Here is a 16831-nt window from a genome sequence, read left to right on the forward strand (position 1 = left end):
CTGATGAGTTCCGGACAGCCAAGCATTCGTCGCAGTCTATTAGGATGGTTAATCATTCCCCTTTTATTAGTGAATTTCATCGGCGGCGGTCTTGTGTACTGGCTTGCTTGGGAGCCGGCTCAACTTGCGTTTGACCAAAGTCTGGCTGATACGTGCTGGGCACTGGCGACTCGCTTAAATAAAACAGAAGCTGGCATCAGCGTAGATTTGCCCTCTTCTGTAGAGCAGGTACTAAGGGTTGATCATATCAACACCATCTATTTTGCGATCCGCAATCAAAACAATCAGACGCTGGCTGGCGATTCCGACTTTCCGACTCTGGCTCAGCCGGAGAATCTCGACGAACCTCATTTTTCAAACGGCAAAATGCGCGGAGAAGAGATCCGTATCATTAATATTAAATTTTCAGCCGGCGATCAGGATGTCGTCATTTATGCTGGCGAGACGTTAAAAAAGCGTAATGCGATCCGCACCAGAATACTGACAGCGTTAATATTTATCGAAGGAGCTTTAACCTTTTTACTTCTGGGCGTGGTGTGGATCGCGGTAACAAAAGGTTTGTTACCACTGAAGAAAATACAGGCGGATCTGAATCAACGCGATTTTGATGCGTTGTCAGCGATCCCGGTTGAAGAGAACGCGCTGGAACTTGGTGCTGTGGTAACGGCCATTAACCGTTTGCTCAAAAAAATAGAAATCGGTTCCAATGCCCAACAAGAGTTTCTGGCCAATATTGCGCATCAGTTACGCACGCCTTTAGCTGGATTAAAAGCGCAAATCGAATGGCTACAGGACAAATATGCGAGCGAGACAACAACAGCCAGATCCATCTCGTTAATGATGATTTCAACCGAACGGATGATACGGCAAACAAATCAGCTGCTTTCACTCGCAAGAGCAGAACCAAGTAAATTTGAACGAAAACGACTAGAGCCCGTATCGCTCGATATGATTGTGACTGATTGCATTCCTCATTTTCTGGGCGCGGCTGATAAAAAAAATATCGACTTAGGTTTTGAGCTTGCTCCGACGCGCATTTCCGGCGAAGCTTTCTTACTGCGCGATCTGATAGAAAACCTGATCGATAACGCGATCAGTTATACCCCAGAGGGTGGGGTCGTCACGGTCAACACCTTTACCGAAGGCGAACAAGTAATTTTTTCCGTTGAAGATAACGGCCCGGGCATACCTGAGGCAGAGAGAGAATTGATTTTTCACCGTCACTATCGCATCTACGAAGGAACAGGTGAACGTGTCAAAGGGAATGGTATCGGACTGGCAATCGTTGCCGACATTGTCAAAGATCATAATGCGCAAATCACGATCAGTGACGCCGAAGCAGGAGGTACCATTTTTTCGGTTCACTTTCCGACAATTCTCGATAATGAATGACGGTTAAAGAATAACGGTTATATTTTTACTTGTCAGGATTTTGTCAGCTTACTGTCATGTTTTTGACAGTTTGCATTTGCATAATGGGGCAACGTATTACTCCCATCATGCAGGATAAAAATGACTAAACCTTGCCCTACACTGGCAAAGTTTAATTGGGTTGTCAGGATAGCCATTGCCGTAGCATGTAGCTCAGCAATACATAGCTATGCTCAGTCACTCATTGAACCAGTTCAGAACCAATCAAACAAGGCAAATAACAATACCGACATTTCCGGAAACATTCCGGAAGCGGTCTTATCGCCACTCAGTCTGGAACGTGCAATTCAGTTAGCACGTCAATACAACCATGATTTGAAGCTTGGAAAAGCCAATGTCGCCAATGCAGAGGCGGCAACGACAATCGCTGGCGCAGCCCCCAACCCAAATCTGACAATTCAAACCAGCGGGATCAATCCCAGACTAGGTATAGGTCCAGGTTCGCTGAAAAATAAAACCGTCGATAGCACCCTCAGAATTGATCAGCTTGTCGAACGCGGTGGCAAGCGTGAATTACGGCTTGAAGCTGCGACGCATCTTGAAAGGGCCAGTCGGCTGGACTTTAACGACACAGAGCGTCAATTAAAACAAATGATCGGTGCTGCTTATTTTGATCTGGCGGCAACGCAACACAAACTACGTATCAGTAAAGAAAATTCTGATTCTTATCAGGCGACCTTAAACGCGGCGGATAAGCGCAAAAAATCAGGGGATATTGCCGGTGCCGATGTTGCCCGGGTACGTGTGGATGCGTTGCGCGCAGAAAATGATCTGCTGCAGTCAGCCAGTGAACTTAAACGTGCTCAAAGTGCGCTGGCCTTACTCATAGGAATCAAAGCACCGTTCATGTCGATACAGGTCGTGGATGACTGGCACACTGAAGATGCGTTGCCTGCAAGCGTTTTGTCCGACGAATTAATTCAGAAACGCATGGACGTTGCGGCGGCAAAAGCCCGACTGGACGCTGCGCTGGCAGCACGGAAACTAGCCCTCGCAGCAAGGACACGCGATGTCACTGTTGGCCTGCAGTTCGAGCATTATCCAACCAGCCCTGCCAATCAACTGGGTTCCGGAAATAGCTATGGTATTTCCATACAAATTCCCTTGTTCAGTCGCTACGAATTTCAGGGAGAAATCCGCGCTGCGGAAGTCGCCGTCGATGCAGCGCAAGAAAACTTAGCAAAAACCATCGATGCCGCACGCAACGAATTGAACCTGCAGTTTGAATCACTGCAAACATCAAAAACACTGCTGGCGCGGTTTCAAAACGAATTACTTCCGGCGGCTCGTAAATCAGCAGAGGCGACTGAATTCGCCTTTAAAAATGGCGCCGTCCCCGTCATGGATGTATTGGATGCGCGCCGCACTTATAGGTCAATCGAGTTAGATACGATCAACGCCAAAGCTGATCTGGCGAAAGCCAGCATGACACTGCGTATCAGCCTGGAAGAATTGGAACATAAATGAAATTACGTCAAATCCCCGTTGTACTTATCGCGCTCGCTTTCGCTGGCATCACTGTAATCTACTCCGCAAAACTAGTCACAGCGACTGAGAAAAAGACAGACACTCCGCAGACAGCAAAAGCGGAAATCGGAAAAATAAGCTACCCGGCAAATGCACCGCAACTTGCTTCAATCAAATTAGCAACCATCAGCGAAGTCAGCTTGCCCATAGCGGACACGATGAACGGCAAACTCGCTTACGACGAAAACGTGACGAGCCGCGTCAGCTCGCCTGTCGCTGGGCGCGTTATCCGCTCCACCGTCGAGATTGGCGATTACGTTAAGAAAGATACTCCGCTTCTGATACTGGACTCGCCGGATATGGCAACGGCAGACGCCGACTTCGTAAAAGCCAAAGCAGATCAACAGCGTAAAAAATTAAATCTGGATCGGGCGCAAAAGTTACTCGAGCAAGAAGTGATTGCGCGTAAGGATGTTGAATCTGCCGAAGCTGATTATCTGCAGGCTGCAGCAGAAACAAAACGCGCCGGTTTGCGTATGCGCAACCTGAATGCGCAAGGCAGCGAAAATGGAAAATTCGTTCTGAAAGCCCCGATCAGCGGGCTGGTGACAGATAAGCAAATTAACCCAGGCTTGGAAGTACGCCCCGATGCCACGGCTCCATTGTTGACGATAACGGATTTAAACCGATTGTGGGTGCTCGTTGATGTCCCTGAACGGTATATAGGCAACATCAAGAACGGACAAAAGATTCAGCTGGAATTTGACGCCTATCCCGATCAGATTTTTGATGCACTTGTTGATCGTGTTGGTTTAGCGCTTGATCCGACCACACGGCGGATACAAATCAGGGGGATATTAAATAACAAAGACGGGAAACTCCGTCCGGAAATGTTTGCCCGCGTGTCGTTTCTGGCCGATAGCGACAAGAAAGCATTTCGTATACCGAATGCCGCCCTGATCGTTGAAGGTCTCTATAACTATGTTTTTCTGGAAAAACGCGAAGGTGAGTTTCAAAAGCAAAAAGTCAACATTGTGCGCAAAGACCGTGATGTCAGTTATGCCGATGTGGCATCGAATGCTGCACTGAACAACAAGCAACGCATCGTCGAAGAAGGAGCGCTGTTACTCAACGCAGAGGTTGCATCACATGCTCAATAAATTCGTTGATTTTGTTCTGACGCAGCGCGTTTTTGTTTTAGTCCTGACGGTCGCCTTAATTTTCTTCGGCTATCGCGCTATGAGCAATTTGCCGATTGAAGCGTTTCCAGATGTGCAGGACGTACAAGTACAGATAGTCACGCAATTCCAGGGACAGGCGGCCGAAGAAGTTGAACGTGCAGTGACATTGCCGATAGAACGCGAAATGAGCGGCGTTCCCGGGCAGACGCAATTGCGCTCAGTTTCAATTACAGGCCTGTCGGTAGTGACCATCACATTTAAAGATGGCACCGATGACTATTTCGCGCGCCAACAGGTACTCGAAAGACTGCAAGGCGTCACACTGCCCACAGGCGTACAGGCAACAATTGCACCGCTGACGACCGCCGTCGGTGAAATTTACCGGTACGTGCTGGAAGTTCCCAAGGACATGTCTGAAAATGATGCGCGCAGTTTGCAAGACTGGACGATACGTCCCGAATTGCGGATTGTATCTGGCGTCGCCGATGTGGTCAGTTTTGGCGGCACGGTCAAAGAATATCAGGTACAGGTCGATCCGAATGCCTTAAAACGTTACGGTGTCACACTCGATCAGGTCAGTCAGGCACTGACCAACAATAGCAGCAATGTCGGTGGCGGCACGATACGCCGTGGCGATGAAGCTTTAGTCGTCCGTGGTCAGGGTCTGTTTGAAAAGAAAGAAGACATCGGTCGCGTCATTATCAATGCAAAGAATGGAAAAACTGTGTTGATATCCGATGTGGCAGACGTAGAAATCACGCATCATCCCCGCTCTGGAATCGTCTCGTATAACCAGGGTGACAGCTATGTACTGGGTATCGTACAGATGACCAAAGGCGGTAATGCAGCGAAAATCATTGAAGAATTAAAGAAAAAAATCGAGATCGTTAATGCCAAGTTACCTCAAGGCGTGAAAATACGCCCGATTTATGATCGCACTGATTTATTGCACCACACGATCATGACAGTCTTTGAGAATCTGGTCGTCGGTGCTGTGTTGGTCGTCGCGATTCTGATCGTATTTCTGCGCAACTGGCGCGCGGCCCTGATTGTCGTCACGGTGATTCCCTTATCGCTGATGTGCGCCTTTATCATGCTTGATCTGCGAGGGATTCCGGCCAATCTGATCTCACTGGGCGCTGTTGATTTCGGCATAATTATCGATAGCGCTGTCGTGTTGGTCGAAGCATTAATGGTGAGGCTGGCGCTCAAGCATAATGAAGAACATGGAAATCTGTTTCTATGGCGAAAACATGTTCTCAAAGATACCGTCGTTGAAATGGGCCATCCCATCCTGTTCGCCAAAGCCATCATTATTCTGGCGTTCATTCCCATCTTCACGTTTCAACGGGTGGAAGGAAAAATATTCTCGCCAGTCGCGCTGACCTTAAGTTTTGCCATGCTCGGCGCCTTGATTCTGACGATCACCCTGATTCCTACTTTATTGACTCTGACAATGAAAAAGCACAGCCTTGCTGAGCGACATAGTCAGTGGATGGAGAAAGCGCAACAGTTCTATCGGGAATTGCTGCAGTCTGCGACAAAGAAAAAACATGGCGTCATTTTTGTATCGACATTGATTCTTATCATTACATTGGGTCTCGCTCCCCAGTTGGGCAGCGAATTTCTTCCTAAACTGGATGAGGGAAATATCTGGCTGACCATCAGCCTGCCGCCATCCACTGCTTTAGAAAAAACCAAAGACATTGAGCGTCAGGTGCGTTCGATTTTACTTAGCTATCCGGAAGTGAAATCCGTTGTGGCTCACGTTGGCAGACCGGATGATGGCACGGACCCTAAAGGCCCGAACAACATGGAAATTCTCGCCGAACTGAAACCGCACAGTGAATGGAAATTTAAAGATAAAGAGAGTCTGATTGCCAATATGACTGCCAAAATCGGCGTCTTACCTGGCGTCCCAACCAATTTTTCGCAGGTGATCCAAGACAGTGTTGAAGAGTCTTTATCCGGCGTCAAAGGAGAAATCGCGATCAAAATCTTCGGTCCGGATCTTGATGTGCTGACGCAGAAAAGCGAGCAGATTGCCAACATCTTACGCGGCATAGAAGGTGCGGCTGATGTCGATGCTGTCAAAATCGGCGGGCAAACTGAACTCAACATCGTGATAGATCGCGAAAAAATTGCGCGATTAGGTATTAATGTCGTCGATGTGAATAACGCGATTCAGACGGCACTCGCGGATTATCCAGTGAATACTTTTTTTGAGGGTGATAAACGGTTTGATATTACCGTTCGACTGAAAGCAGCTTATCGCAACTCCATTGATAGCATAGGCGCCCTACAAGTCAATTTGCCGAACGGAGCCGGAACCATAGATCTGGCTGATCTTGCCAGAATATTTCTGAAACAAGGTGCCGGTCGCATCAGCCGTGAAGCTGGCGGTCGTAATGCCTCTGTGAAAGCAAACTTACTGGGCAGAGATCAGGGTAGTTTTGTCGCCGAAGCACAAAAGAAAGTCAGTGAACAAGTGAATTTACCTCCTGGTTATTTTGTGACCTGGGGCGGTCAGTTTGAAAATCAACAGCGTGCAGTGAAACGTCTGGTAATCATTGTTCCAGTGACTATTTTCCTGATTTTCGCCTTGCTATTCTGGGCGTTCAGATCAATCAGAATGGCCTTACTTGTACTGGTCATGGTGCCATTTACCATGGTCGGTGGCATCGCTGGCCTCGCGGTCGCAGGCTTGCACTTTTCAGTATCCGCTGCGGTTGGCTTTATTGCCGTTGCGGGTATTTCTGTGCAAAACGGCGTCATCATGCTGGAACAAATTCTTGATTTTGAAAGAAAGAAAGATATTGCTTTCCCTAGCGCGATTGAAGGCGCCGTTGCGCGTTTGCGCCCTATTCTGATGACAGCCTTGATGGCAGGCCTGGGGTTATTGCCTGCCGCACTATCACACGGAATCGGCTCGGAAACACAGCGACCATTTGCGGTTGTGATTGTTGGGGGAATTATTACGGCAACTATTTTCACTTTACTGTTGTTGCCGCTGAGCTATTCCCTCTTCAAAGATAAAGCACGAGAGGAAGAGTAAATTAAATGAAGATATCCCTGCTCCATTCTTTCAGCGTATTTATCTGCCTGTATTGTGCATCCATCTTGCCGGTACATAGTGCAAATAAAACCGCCTCATGCAAGATATTTGGTTCGTGGCGCGAATGCATCTCCGTTCCTATGGCTGACGATGCCAACGAAAAGCAAGCAAAGGAATTGCATTTACCCACAGCAGAAAAGGCAAAACTGTATCTCATTCGCACAGGATTCGTCGCTGCACAATTGCCCACCAGGGTCAGTCTCGATCAGAAACAAATTACAACTCTTGCTCCAGATACCTTCATCGCATTTGAAGTTTCACCTGGCAAACATCAGTTAGGCTCAGCGACATTCGGCGGTGATCAGATAGAACGGGAGTTTAAAGCCGGAGTAGCCTATTTTTACAAAGTGAATCTCGGCATTTACTTTAATCAAAGGAATGAACATATTTCAACGATAAGCAAATCCGAGACTCAACAATTGTTAGCCCAGCTGCATCTGGCAAAAATCGATCATGAATAAACACATAAGCCGCCAGCTGTTCATTTTCTTTTTCTGCATGGCTGGAATATTCAGCCCTGCACTCGCAACGGATATACATTGGGATCAAGGCGCCCGCCGTGCCTGGGTACTGTCAATTATCAGCACAAAACCTCCCGAAGACGCCATACTGCCATGTCTTGATTCTTTGACCGACGATGACATTAAAAATCGGCATTTCGTTAAAGTTCATTATCGCCACATAAGAAAATTTGTCACGACGATCACCGAAGTTCCTAAAGATACCGAAGTCAAAGCAGGGGATGAAATTGAAATAATCCCGGAAAAATGTAGTGAAGGAAAAATTTCAACATTTGTTCAGGTTCTTCAGGAAAAATAAAAACGAGCTCAGATTTCATCTGTTTCGCCACGATGGATTAGAGTAGTAAAATTTAAACGACAGATAGCGGAGTAAACAATTGAAGAAAATACTGAAAATTATTGCTTTGGCTTGCATGCTGGCTTTTACCTCAGCATGTCAGAAAGCAGTCAGAGAACATGAAAACTTCGTCTACAAAATCGAAGGTGATGCAGATAGCAATCTGTATCCTGTCGAAGTCAGTCAAGTCAATGAAGATGTCTTGATAAAGTTAAAAACCGCTACTTTGACACCTGAAATATTTTCTATTGATTCAGCCGGTACAGAATCAAAATTTAACTTTGATTCTGAAGGCAAAACATTAATTGTCCCAGCGAAATTCAGTCATATCGTTTTACGCCATGCGGGCGAGCGTGCTGTCGGGATTTTTAAAGAAAAAGCTAAAAACTGATGATCTGAAATTGACGTAAAGATTGACTCACCGGACACCATGTTTCAGATAAAAAGTTAAAAATAAAAGCATAAGAAAAACAAATTTCAATCTTTTATTGATACAACTCACATCTGACTTTGATAGAAAGCATAGACTTAGAAAAGTAGTTTCAATTTTATTTTCTATGAACCAGCCAAAGGACATTGCCATGACGTCACGTCGCCAATTCATTTTCAAAACTATTCCAGTCGTTGCACTGACAATTTCAGCCAGCGGACTCACACAGGCGCAAGCACAAAAAATCGCAGAAACTGATGCTGCCGCAACTGCATTGGGCTATAAAAACGATGCGACGAAAGTCGATGCTAAAAAATTCCCTGCCTATGCGGCTGGAAAAACCTGCTCTAACTGCATGTTGTATCAAGGTAAAGCAACTGACAGCTGGGGTGCCTGCGGTGCCATGGGTAACAAACTGGTTAATGGCAAAGGCTGGTGTGCAGCCTGGGCGAAGAAAGCGTAAGTTCGTCTGAATTTAGCAAGTTTCCGGCTTCTGCAGCGGAAACTTGCCATAACCACAGTTATAGTTGACTGCGATTTATGGTTGGATTCTCTGCGTCAATCAACATCTGCTTAAACAGTCTGTTTTATTCAGGTTTATAAGCCAGCATACCAACCAAAGCTGATCTACCGGCATGTTGCGTTCCTTCATTCAATACTTCTTCGTAAAAACGCAATTCGCGAATATCCAGCGAAGAAAAAGAATCACGCAGTAATTCTTCTGTGTAAAGGTGGGCAATATCCTGAGGGCCGCCGGTCTTGTATTCAAGCTGCGCTGGGCTGTATCCCTGAAGAACCAGAACACCACCCGGTTTTAGTGCACGGATCATATTCGAGCTCTCATTTCCGGATCAGCGAACTGGACGAAAATCGCAACAACAGTATCGTAATGCGCTGGTGCACAATCAAAGTGATCACAGTCAGCAACGACAAAATTCACGTCAACATTTTTTTGTTGCGCCAACTTCCTTGCTTTATTCACGCCGACAGGTGAAATATCAAACGCTGTTGTGATCAAACCTTGCTCTGCCAGCCAGACGCTATTACGCCCTTCCCCGTCTGCAACAACCAGCGCACGCATACCGGAATGGAGCGCGTCTTAGCAGTGAATCAGGAAATGATTGGCTTCAGTTCCAAAAATATATTCATCGCAAGAAAATCGTTTGCTCCAGGTTTCCTCAGGATTGCTGAATCGGCGGGCAGTTATTTGTGTTGTCATGGTGGATTACAAACGGCAAATTTGCTTTTGTAAACGGAGCGCCAGACTGCCAACCCCGCCGCCATTGGCGACATTGGTATAGCCTATGTTCGACAGGATGTTTTTTGCAGAGGCAGAACGGGCACCCGACTGGCAATAGACGATGACGGGTGCGTCCTTGTCTGGCACAACACTGTGAATACGGTCACCTACCTCCCCCAATGGTAAAGAAACAGCACCAGCTATGTATCCGGCTTGATATTCACCTGAAGAACGGACGTCGATCAATATCGCATTTGCCGGTAATTCCTGCTCGGTTCCGGCAAATGCTCCAATTAATTTTCCTAACAAACTCATTGTTTTACCTATTTTATTTATCCAAACGTTCTATGCCTAAAAGCTTCAAGACATACTTTTCATAAATCGGCTCAGAGGTTCCTGCTTTCATTTTATGCAGAAAATATTTTTCAAAAGCGATTTTGGCCAAATGCACCCATTGTCCCTTTTTAAACCAGGCTACATTCCGCGGGGGTATCTGCGGCAAAGCAACGAAAGCCGCTCCGGTATCTCCCATATCAGCAAGACAGATCGCGTTCCATGAGCCTTTGGCAGTCGCCGGTGTACCAGCCAGATTAGCTTCGATATTATGGACAATCGCGGTAATCATGCTTTCTATCATGTATCCCGTTTTGGGCGCACCTGTAGGAACAGGTGTGACTTCTACCGGTGGTATCGCAACACAGACACCTGCAGAAAAAATATTCCGGTACTTTTTACTTCGCTGATTTTCATCGATGAGAACGAAACCACGGGGATTACATAAACCTTCAACAGCAGCAACTGGATCAACACCGCGAAACGCCGGCAACATCATGCTGTATTTAAACGGTAGCTCATGCTCTTTTTTGAGATTGCCCATGTCGTCCATCTCGCTGACAAACATTTTTCCATCCTCAACGCGAGTAGTCTTTGCATTACAAATCCACTTAATATCGTGATGACGGAACTCGCTTTCCAACATCGACTTGGAGTCACCCACACCACCAAGTCCGAGATGTCCGATATAAGGTTCACTTGTCACGTAGGTCATCGGAACTTTATTGCGCAATTTGCGCTTCTTCAGATCCTTATTGAAAATAAATGCAAATTCATAGGCAGGACCGAAACACGATGCACCCGGCATCGCACCAATAATCGCGTGCCCGGGATCTTCTAAAAATTTCTGATATGCCTGGTAAGCATGTTCTGCGTGATCGACAGAACAAATAGACTGAGTAAATCCATTCACTGGACCCGCGCCTGGCACTTCATCAAATGCCAACTTTGGCCCGGTAGTAATCACTAAAAAATCATATTCAACAACAGTGCCATCATTCACAGTCAATGAATCTTTTTCTGGATCAATACGCACAACAGCTTGTGCAATAAATTCTATGCCTTTCTTTTCAAGATAGGGACGAATCTGAAATGTAATCGCCTCGCGCTGACGCCAACCAACAGCCACCCAGGGATTTGAAGGTACGAACTGAAAATAATCAACTGCGTTTATCACGGTAACGCGATGCGACGTATCCAGTTTTTCGCGCAACTCATAAGCGGCCGGCATGCCGCCGGTGCCCGCTCCCAATATAACGATATGTGCCATGGTGTCTCCTCCTGTGTATCGTTCATCAATTTGCGCTGATTACTTCTTCGGTAATATGCTGCGCACCCATGCAACTATTTGCGAAGCGGGCATCACTCCGCTCTGCCGTCCGATTTCCCGCCCCTGATACATCAGTAGCAAAGTCGGAATACTACGAATGCCATAGCGTTGACTGGCCATCGGTGCCGCATCGCTATCAACTTTTATAAAACGAATATCTGGCGCATTTCTCGCCGCTTCAGCAAATTGTGGTGCCATCGCCCGGCAGGGGCCACACCACTCTGCCCAGAAATCAATCAATACCGGTAACTCCGTCTTTTCGATGAACTTAACCAAAGCCTGCTCACTGATTGGCACAGGTTCAGTCGCCATCAGATCTGCACCGCACTTGCCGCAGACTGGATGCTGAAATAAGCGTTCATCTGCAACACGATTCGTAGCACCGCATACAGGGCAAACCAGGTGCATGACAATCTCCTTATCTGATCAATGTGATCGCGTGTTCAGTTACCTGCTTTGATGCCAAGTTTGCGAACGATGCTTTCCATCAGACACCATTTGGTCAGGCCGCTCTGAAATAAGTTAATACCGACAAATGCTGTAAAAGCCAGCCACCACTGATTAACGAAAATAGGACTGCCGGGAATTCCCAACGCCAGACTTAACAGGATGAAAAAACCTGCAATAACGCGTACTACTTGCCAGCTGTTCATAAGAAGCTCCTTACTGTGATTGAGTTTGCGATGGATATTGATGCTGATACGCCGTGAAATACAGCAATGGAATAATCACGAGGGTCAGCAATGTTGAAACAAAAATACCGAAGATCAGAGAGATGGCGAGCCCGTTAAAAATAGGATCATCAAGAATAAAAAATGCCCCCATCATGGCGGCCAAACCGGTCAGAGCAATCGGCTGAGCCCGGGTAATTGCGGAACTTACCACCGCCTCTTTAAACGTCATTCCGGTTGCCACCTGAACATGAATAAAATCAACCAGCAGGATGGAATTGCGCACGATGATGCCAGCTAAAGCGATCATCCCTATCATGCTGGTCGCTGTATATTGCGCACCAAGCAGCGCATGTCCTGGCATCACGCCGATGATGGTGAGAGGAATCGGCGCCATGATAATCAGCGGCGTCAGATAAGAGCCGAATTGCGCGACCACCAATAGGTAAATCAACACCAGTCCGACAGCATAGGCTGCGCCCATATCACGGAAAGTCTCATAAGTCACCTGCCATTCACCATCCCACTTCAGGCTGAAGCCGCGATAAGTGTCTGCTGGGGTACTGATAAAGTACTCATCTATCGCGCCACCGCCTGGTGTCTGCACTTTAGCAATGTCAGAACGCATCGCGAACATGCCGTACAGCGGGCTATCGACGGCTCCGGCCATGTCACCAGTCACATAATTCACGGCTGCCCCATCTTTATGATAGACGGGCTGCTCTCTTACCGTATCGGAGATCGTCACCAGTTCGCGTATCGGAACAATATTGCCCTGTGCATTTTTCACACCTAATGAGAGCAACTGATCAATATTGCCCTGATCGCTGACAGGCAAATGCAGATTGACTGATACAGGATATTTACTTTCATCGTGAAGATAGCTTGCTACGTCACCAGCGAGACCAGCACGCAGCGTGGTCACGATCGCCGTTTGCGAAACACCGAGCTGCGACGCCTTGCGTTTGTCGATCAGAATGATTTTTCGCGGGGCGTCAACGATACTCGTGTCATCAACATCGACCACTCCTTTCGTCTTTTCAAAGATAGTACGAACAGACTTCGCGACTTGTCTACGTCCCTCGTCACTGGGGCCGTAAATTTCAGCGACAATCGGCGCCAGCACAGGCGGACCAGGCGGCACTTCGATTATTTTTACGTTCGCAGAATAACGCTTGCCAATTTCCTGCAACGCAGGTCTGACGCGGGTTGCGATGACATGACTTTTTTCAGTGCGATGATGTTTATCAGCGAGATTAACCTGAATATCGCCTAGCTCACTGGCTGCACGTAAATAGTATTGGCGCACCAGCCCATTAAAATTAATCGGTGCAGCCGTACCCGCATAGGCTTGATAATCGGTGACTTCCGGTACTGTTTGTAAATACGATCCGAGCTCGTGCAATACTGCCGCCGTTTTTTCTGCTGGTGTGCCCGCAGGCATATCCACGACAATCTGAAATTCGGATTTATTATCGAAAGGCAGCATCTTTAATTGCACGAAACCCAGTATCGGCAGCAGGACTGAAAGAGCAATCAGAATCGCAACGCCAAGACCTAATTTACGTCGGTTACTTGCGCCGGTTTTTTCCTCAAGAAACGGCCTGAAGGCTTTACTGAATAGTGGTGCCAGTTTTGCCGCAATACCGTCACCACCGTGATATCCCTCTTTCATCCACAATCTTGCCAGCCAGGGCGTGACGACAAAGGCAATCGCCAAAGACAGCAACATCCCCATACTCGCATTGATCGGTATCGGACTCATGTAAGGGCCCATCAAGCCAGTAACAAAGGCCATCGGCAACAACGCAGCAATCACGGTCAGCGTCGCCAGAATGGTCGGCCCACCCACTTCATCGACTGCCCCTGGAATGATTTCCTGCAAAGTCTTCCCGGGGAATAATGCCTGATGACGGTGGATGTTCTCAACGACCACGATCGCATCATCCACCAGTATCCCGATAGAGAAAATCAGGGCAAACAGAGATACCCTGTTCAGAGTAAATCCCCATGCCCATGAGGCGAACAAGGTGACCGTCAGCGTCAGAATGACCGCCGTACCGACGATCGCGGCCTCACGACGTCCCAGAGCAAGAAAGACCAAAGCAACGACGGAAGCGGTAGCGAACAATAATTTTTGAATTAATTTTTTTGCTTTATCGTCTGCGGTCTGCCCATAGTTCCGCGTAGTCGTCATTTCAACGTCCGCAGGGATAATGGTATTACGCAAGATTTCGGCTCGCGCAATTACGGCAGTCGCAACATCGACAGCATTTTGGCCCGGCTTTTTTGTGATCGCGATTGTGACAGCCGGATATTCAGCGGCATCCTTACCAGCGACGCCGTGCCATACAAATTTTGCAGCGGGTAAAGCCCCGTCTTCAATTTTGGCGACATCTTGTAAATACACAGGCTTGCCAGCCTTTACGCCGACTACCAGTTCACCAATGCTCTTTGCATCGCGTAAAAATTCTCCTGCATCGACTTGAATCGACCGATTACCTGCAACCAGTTCACCACCCGGCATACCGGAATTGGCCGACTGTAAACTGTCCCGCAAATCGGCGACTGTCAAACCGTTGGCAGAAAGCTTTGCAGGATCCAGTTCTACATTGATCGCCCGCCCGGGTCCGCCTACGCTCATGACTTCTCGCGTTCCTTTAACACGCTTTAAATCCGCTTCAATACTATGTGCAACACGTTCGATATCAAACGCGCCGGTTTGCTGATTTTTGCTCCAGAGAGTCAGGGAAACGATAGGAACATCGTCAATGCCTTTGGGCTTTATCAATGGCTCAGATGTGCCCAGATTGGCAGGCAACCAATCCCGGTTGCTGTGTACCGTGTTATACAAGCGCACTAAAGCATCTGTACGCGGAACGCCGACCTCAAACTGAACAGTCATAATCGCCAAACCAGGACGTGAGACCGATGTCACATGCTCGACATTTTCGATCTGGCTTAACACTTGTTCTGCCGGGATAGCCACCATCTGCTCGACGTCTTTAACTGACGCGCCTGGAAAAGGAATCAGTACATTCGCCATCGTCACATTGATTTGCGGCTCTTCTTCCCGCGGCGTCACCATTACGGCGAACAAACCCAGCAGAAACGCCACTAAAGCCAGCAACGGCGTGATCTGCGCGGTCTGAAAAAACGCCGCGATGCGCCCGGATATTCCCAAGATTTTATTCATCTGAAACTCCTTAGCGGGAGGCTGCAATACGCGCTGCAGCAAGCGGATCTGCTGCGACTTGTTCACCTGCCGATACGCCACTGAGTATCTCTTGCTCGGTTCCTGTCACCGGACCTAACTTTACCTGCCGCAGTAAGGGCTTTCCTTGCGCATTGACGACATAGACAGCGCTCAGCTCAGCACGACGAAACACTGACTTCAACGGGACATATAAGCGATTCGCATCACTGTTCACAGGCTTACTTTTCAGGCTGACGCGAGCAAACATTCCCGGACTTAAGCCCGATATTTTTTGCGGCAATTCCAGTCTGACCTGTACCGTGTGCGTTGCCGCATCCACCATCGGCAAAACAGTGACTTTGTTTGCAGGAGTCAAACGCTGAGAAGCAGGCATGCCGGGAATTTCTACAATAATTTTTTGTTCAGCAGCAATCTCTGCAACACGTTCCTGGGGAACGGTTGCGGTAACGCGCATCGCAACGGGGTCATACACTGTCATCAACAAACGACCAGGCATTGCCATATCCCCCAACATCACGGGGACATCAGAAACAACACCCGCATACGGCGCGGCCAACACATAAAATCCAGACTGCGTTTGTAAAGCACCCGCTTGGGCGATCAGAGCATTGGCCTGCGCACTGGCGGTCTGAAATTGAGATTCGGCGCGATCTAACTGAGCCTGACTAATGTAGTTTTTAGTAAAGAGTTGTTTTTGCCGTTCATAGTCTTTTTGAGCAACAACTAAACTGGCGCGCGCCGCATCTACTTGGGCCCGGCTCGCCTTCGCCTCTTGGTTCGCGGCTCTTGCATCCATGCGGACGAGCACTTGCCCTGCTTTCACGGTATCGCCAGCCTTGACAGGAAGATCAACAATTGCACCGGAGATTTGCGCAGCAATACCAGTTTGCCTGACGGCCTCCACCAAACCATCGGCGACAAAACTGACTGCGTCATTCGTTGAGCGCACAGGCACTGTCGTGAGATTCCCTGCGACTACCAGAACCGGTGCAGTCATACCTGTCAGAGCAAGCAAAAGGGAAGCATAAATCCATGATTTTCTCGTCATGATTCAATTTCCTCATTCAAAAAAATATTAGTAATTGCATTAAGCACGAATTAATTATATACTTATTTGCGCAGTTACGCAAATACAGTTTTAAATATTTGCCATTTATTTAAAATGAGCATGGTAATGAGCAATAATGAAAAAATATGCTCCTTGTTGAAGGGCTTACCGGATCAGGCGTTAACGCAAATTGCTCAGTATTTTTCTGTGCTCGCAGAACCAACTCGCCTACGAATACTGAATGCGTTGAGAGCGAGTGAAAAAAATGTAGGAGAACTGGCAATCATTTGCTCTTGTTCTCAGGCGAATGTGTCCCGCCATCTTTCAAACTTAGCAAATCATGGAATTATTACAAGAGAAAGCCGTAAAACTTCTGTGTACTACAAGATCGCAGATCCTTCCATCTACGCGCTATGTGATCTGGTGTGCCATAACGTCGCTTCCCAGTTGACAGAGCAAGCTGCGGCGCTGTCAGGTAAGTCAAATTGACCTAAGCTGTTTTAAATAGAT

17 protein-coding genes are annotated in these 16831 nt (G+C 47.6%); 9 read left to right on the top strand and 8 right to left on the bottom strand.

What is annotated here, in order from left to right:
• The first annotated feature begins 3 nt into the window (after window positions 1–3).
• From H8K38_RS13860 to H8K38_RS13895, 8 genes are all read left to right on the top strand, one after another.
• On the top strand, window positions 4–1392 hold the full coding sequence (locus H8K38_RS13860; RefSeq protein ID WP_186885427.1) for a sensor histidine kinase: 1389 nt from the start codon (window positions 4–6) through the stop codon (window positions 1390–1392).
• Between the two features lie 120 nt (window positions 1393–1512).
• A complete protein-coding gene (locus tag H8K38_RS13865) occupies window positions 1513–2898 on the top strand; it encodes a TolC family protein (RefSeq protein ID WP_186885428.1) in 1386 nt (461 codons plus the stop codon).
• Window positions 2895–4058, top strand: coding sequence for an efflux RND transporter periplasmic adaptor subunit (locus H8K38_RS13870; RefSeq protein WP_186885429.1), 1164 nt, complete (start codon window positions 2895–2897; stop codon window positions 4056–4058). The genes H8K38_RS13865 and H8K38_RS13870 overlap by 4 nt, the downstream gene beginning before the upstream one ends.
• Complete coding sequence (locus H8K38_RS13875) at window positions 4048–7134, top strand: efflux RND transporter permease subunit (RefSeq protein WP_186885430.1); 3087 nt, start codon at window positions 4048–4050, stop codon at window positions 7132–7134. The genes H8K38_RS13870 and H8K38_RS13875 overlap by 11 nt, the downstream gene beginning before the upstream one ends.
• A 5-nt stretch (window positions 7135–7139) precedes the next feature.
• Window positions 7140–7655, top strand: a complete 516-nt coding sequence (locus H8K38_RS13880) for a hypothetical protein (RefSeq protein ID WP_186885431.1) — start codon at window positions 7140–7142, stop codon at window positions 7653–7655.
• Window positions 7648–8013, top strand: coding sequence for a hypothetical protein (locus H8K38_RS13885; protein WP_186885432.1), 366 nt, complete (start codon window positions 7648–7650; stop codon window positions 8011–8013). The genes H8K38_RS13880 and H8K38_RS13885 overlap by 8 nt, the downstream gene beginning before the upstream one ends.
• A gap of 79 nt (window positions 8014–8092) precedes the next feature.
• A complete protein-coding gene (locus H8K38_RS13890) occupies window positions 8093–8443 on the top strand; it encodes a TrbG/VirB9 family P-type conjugative transfer protein (protein WP_186885433.1) in 351 nt (116 codons plus the stop codon).
• Between the two features lie 190 nt (window positions 8444–8633).
• Window positions 8634–8945 carry a high-potential iron-sulfur protein gene (locus H8K38_RS13895; protein ID WP_186885434.1) on the top strand — a complete coding sequence of 104 codons (312 nt, stop codon included), beginning with the start codon at window positions 8634–8636 and terminating at the stop codon, window positions 8943–8945.
• 124 nt (window positions 8946–9069) lie between these two features.
• Here the strand turns inward: H8K38_RS13895 and H8K38_RS18525 are convergent, their stop codons facing one another.
• From H8K38_RS18525 to H8K38_RS13930, 8 genes are all read right to left on the bottom strand, one after another.
• A complete protein-coding gene (locus H8K38_RS18525) occupies window positions 9070–9312 on the bottom strand; it encodes a hypothetical protein (protein ID WP_255422983.1) in 243 nt (80 codons plus the stop codon).
• Window positions 9309–9563, bottom strand: coding sequence for a bifunctional 2-polyprenyl-6-hydroxyphenol methylase/3-demethylubiquinol 3-O-methyltransferase UbiG (locus tag H8K38_RS18530; protein ID WP_255422984.1), 255 nt, complete (start codon window positions 9561–9563; stop codon window positions 9309–9311). Before H8K38_RS18530 ends, H8K38_RS18525 begins: the two co-directional genes overlap by 4 nt.
• Window positions 9564–9707: 144 nt before the next feature.
• Window positions 9708–10037, bottom strand: a complete 330-nt coding sequence (locus tag H8K38_RS13905) for a rhodanese-like domain-containing protein (RefSeq protein WP_186885435.1) — start codon at window positions 10035–10037, stop codon at window positions 9708–9710.
• A 13-nt stretch (window positions 10038–10050) separates the two neighbouring features.
• Window positions 10051–11325 (bottom strand): NAD(P)/FAD-dependent oxidoreductase, encoded by a 1275-nt coding sequence (locus tag H8K38_RS13910; RefSeq protein ID WP_186885436.1) that lies wholly within the window; start codon window positions 11323–11325, stop codon window positions 10051–10053.
• A gap of 39 nt (window positions 11326–11364) precedes the next feature.
• A complete protein-coding gene (gene trxC, locus H8K38_RS13915) occupies window positions 11365–11793 on the bottom strand; it encodes a thioredoxin TrxC (protein WP_186885437.1) in 429 nt (142 codons plus the stop codon).
• Between the two features lie 35 nt (window positions 11794–11828).
• On the bottom strand, window positions 11829–12038 hold the full coding sequence (locus tag H8K38_RS13920) for a DUF2892 domain-containing protein (protein WP_186885438.1): 210 nt from the start codon (window positions 12036–12038) through the stop codon (window positions 11829–11831).
• 10 nt (window positions 12039–12048) lie between these two features.
• Window positions 12049–15252, bottom strand: a complete 3204-nt coding sequence (locus tag H8K38_RS13925; RefSeq protein ID WP_186885439.1) for an efflux RND transporter permease subunit — start codon at window positions 15250–15252, stop codon at window positions 12049–12051.
• A gap of 10 nt (window positions 15253–15262) precedes the next feature.
• The gene (locus tag H8K38_RS13930) at window positions 15263–16321 is read right to left on the bottom strand and encodes an efflux RND transporter periplasmic adaptor subunit (RefSeq protein WP_186885440.1); all 1059 of its coding nucleotides are present in this window, start codon (window positions 16319–16321) and stop codon (window positions 15263–15265) included.
• A 126-nt stretch (window positions 16322–16447) separates the two neighbouring features.
• On the opposite strand from H8K38_RS13930, the gene H8K38_RS13935 reads away from it, so the two are divergent.
• Complete coding sequence (locus H8K38_RS13935; RefSeq protein ID WP_223826863.1) at window positions 16448–16810, top strand: helix-turn-helix transcriptional regulator; 363 nt, start codon at window positions 16448–16450, stop codon at window positions 16808–16810.
• The last annotated feature ends 21 nt before the right edge of the window (window positions 16811–16831 follow it).

Source organism: Undibacterium sp. FT79W (assembly GCF_014284215.1).
Classification (GTDB): domain Bacteria; phylum Pseudomonadota; class Gammaproteobacteria; order Burkholderiales; family Burkholderiaceae_D; genus Undibacterium; species Undibacterium aquatile.

What these genes read in the sequence shown, in the direction of transcription:
- H8K38_RS13880 (WP_186885431.1), top strand. Translation starts at nt 7,140, where the DNA reads ATGAAGATATCCCTGCTCCATTCTTTCAGCGTATTTATCTGCCTGTAT.
- H8K38_RS13910 (WP_186885436.1), bottom strand. Translation starts at nt 11,325, where the DNA reads ATGGCACATATCGTTATATTGGGAGCGGGCACCGGCGGCATGCCGGCC.
- H8K38_RS13885 (WP_186885432.1), top strand. Translation starts at nt 7,648, where the DNA reads ATGAATAAACACATAAGCCGCCAGCTGTTCATTTTCTTTTTCTGCATG.
- H8K38_RS13930 (WP_186885440.1), bottom strand. Translation starts at nt 16,321, where the DNA reads ATGACGAGAAAATCATGGATTTATGCTTCCCTTTTGCTTGCTCTGACA.
- H8K38_RS18525 (WP_255422983.1), bottom strand. Translation starts at nt 9,312, where the DNA reads ATGATCCGTGCACTAAAACCGGGTGGTGTTCTGGTTCTTCAGGGATAC.
- H8K38_RS13925 (WP_186885439.1), bottom strand. Translation starts at nt 15,252, where the DNA reads ATGAATAAAATCTTGGGAATATCCGGGCGCATCGCGGCGTTTTTTCAG.
- H8K38_RS13920 (WP_186885438.1), bottom strand. Translation starts at nt 12,038, where the DNA reads ATGAACAGCTGGCAAGTAGTACGCGTTATTGCAGGTTTTTTCATCCTG.
- H8K38_RS13935 (WP_223826863.1), top strand. Translation starts at nt 16,448, where the DNA reads ATGAGCAATAATGAAAAAATATGCTCCTTGTTGAAGGGCTTACCGGAT.
- H8K38_RS13895 (WP_186885434.1), top strand. Translation starts at nt 8,634, where the DNA reads ATGACGTCACGTCGCCAATTCATTTTCAAAACTATTCCAGTCGTTGCA.
- H8K38_RS13870 (WP_186885429.1), top strand. Translation starts at nt 2,895, where the DNA reads ATGAAATTACGTCAAATCCCCGTTGTACTTATCGCGCTCGCTTTCGCT.
- H8K38_RS13905 (WP_186885435.1), bottom strand. Translation starts at nt 10,037, where the DNA reads ATGAGTTTGTTAGGAAAATTAATTGGAGCATTTGCCGGAACCGAGCAG.
- H8K38_RS18530 (WP_255422984.1), bottom strand. Translation starts at nt 9,563, where the DNA reads ATGCGTGCGCTGGTTGTTGCAGACGGGGAAGGGCGTAATAGCGTCTGG.
- H8K38_RS13860 (WP_186885427.1), top strand. Translation starts at nt 4, where the DNA reads ATGAGTTCCGGACAGCCAAGCATTCGTCGCAGTCTATTAGGATGGTTA.
- trxC (WP_186885437.1), bottom strand. Translation starts at nt 11,793, where the DNA reads ATGCACCTGGTTTGCCCTGTATGCGGTGCTACGAATCGTGTTGCAGAT.
- H8K38_RS13875 (WP_186885430.1), top strand. Translation starts at nt 4,048, where the DNA reads ATGCTCAATAAATTCGTTGATTTTGTTCTGACGCAGCGCGTTTTTGTT.
- H8K38_RS13865 (WP_186885428.1), top strand. Translation starts at nt 1,513, where the DNA reads ATGACTAAACCTTGCCCTACACTGGCAAAGTTTAATTGGGTTGTCAGG.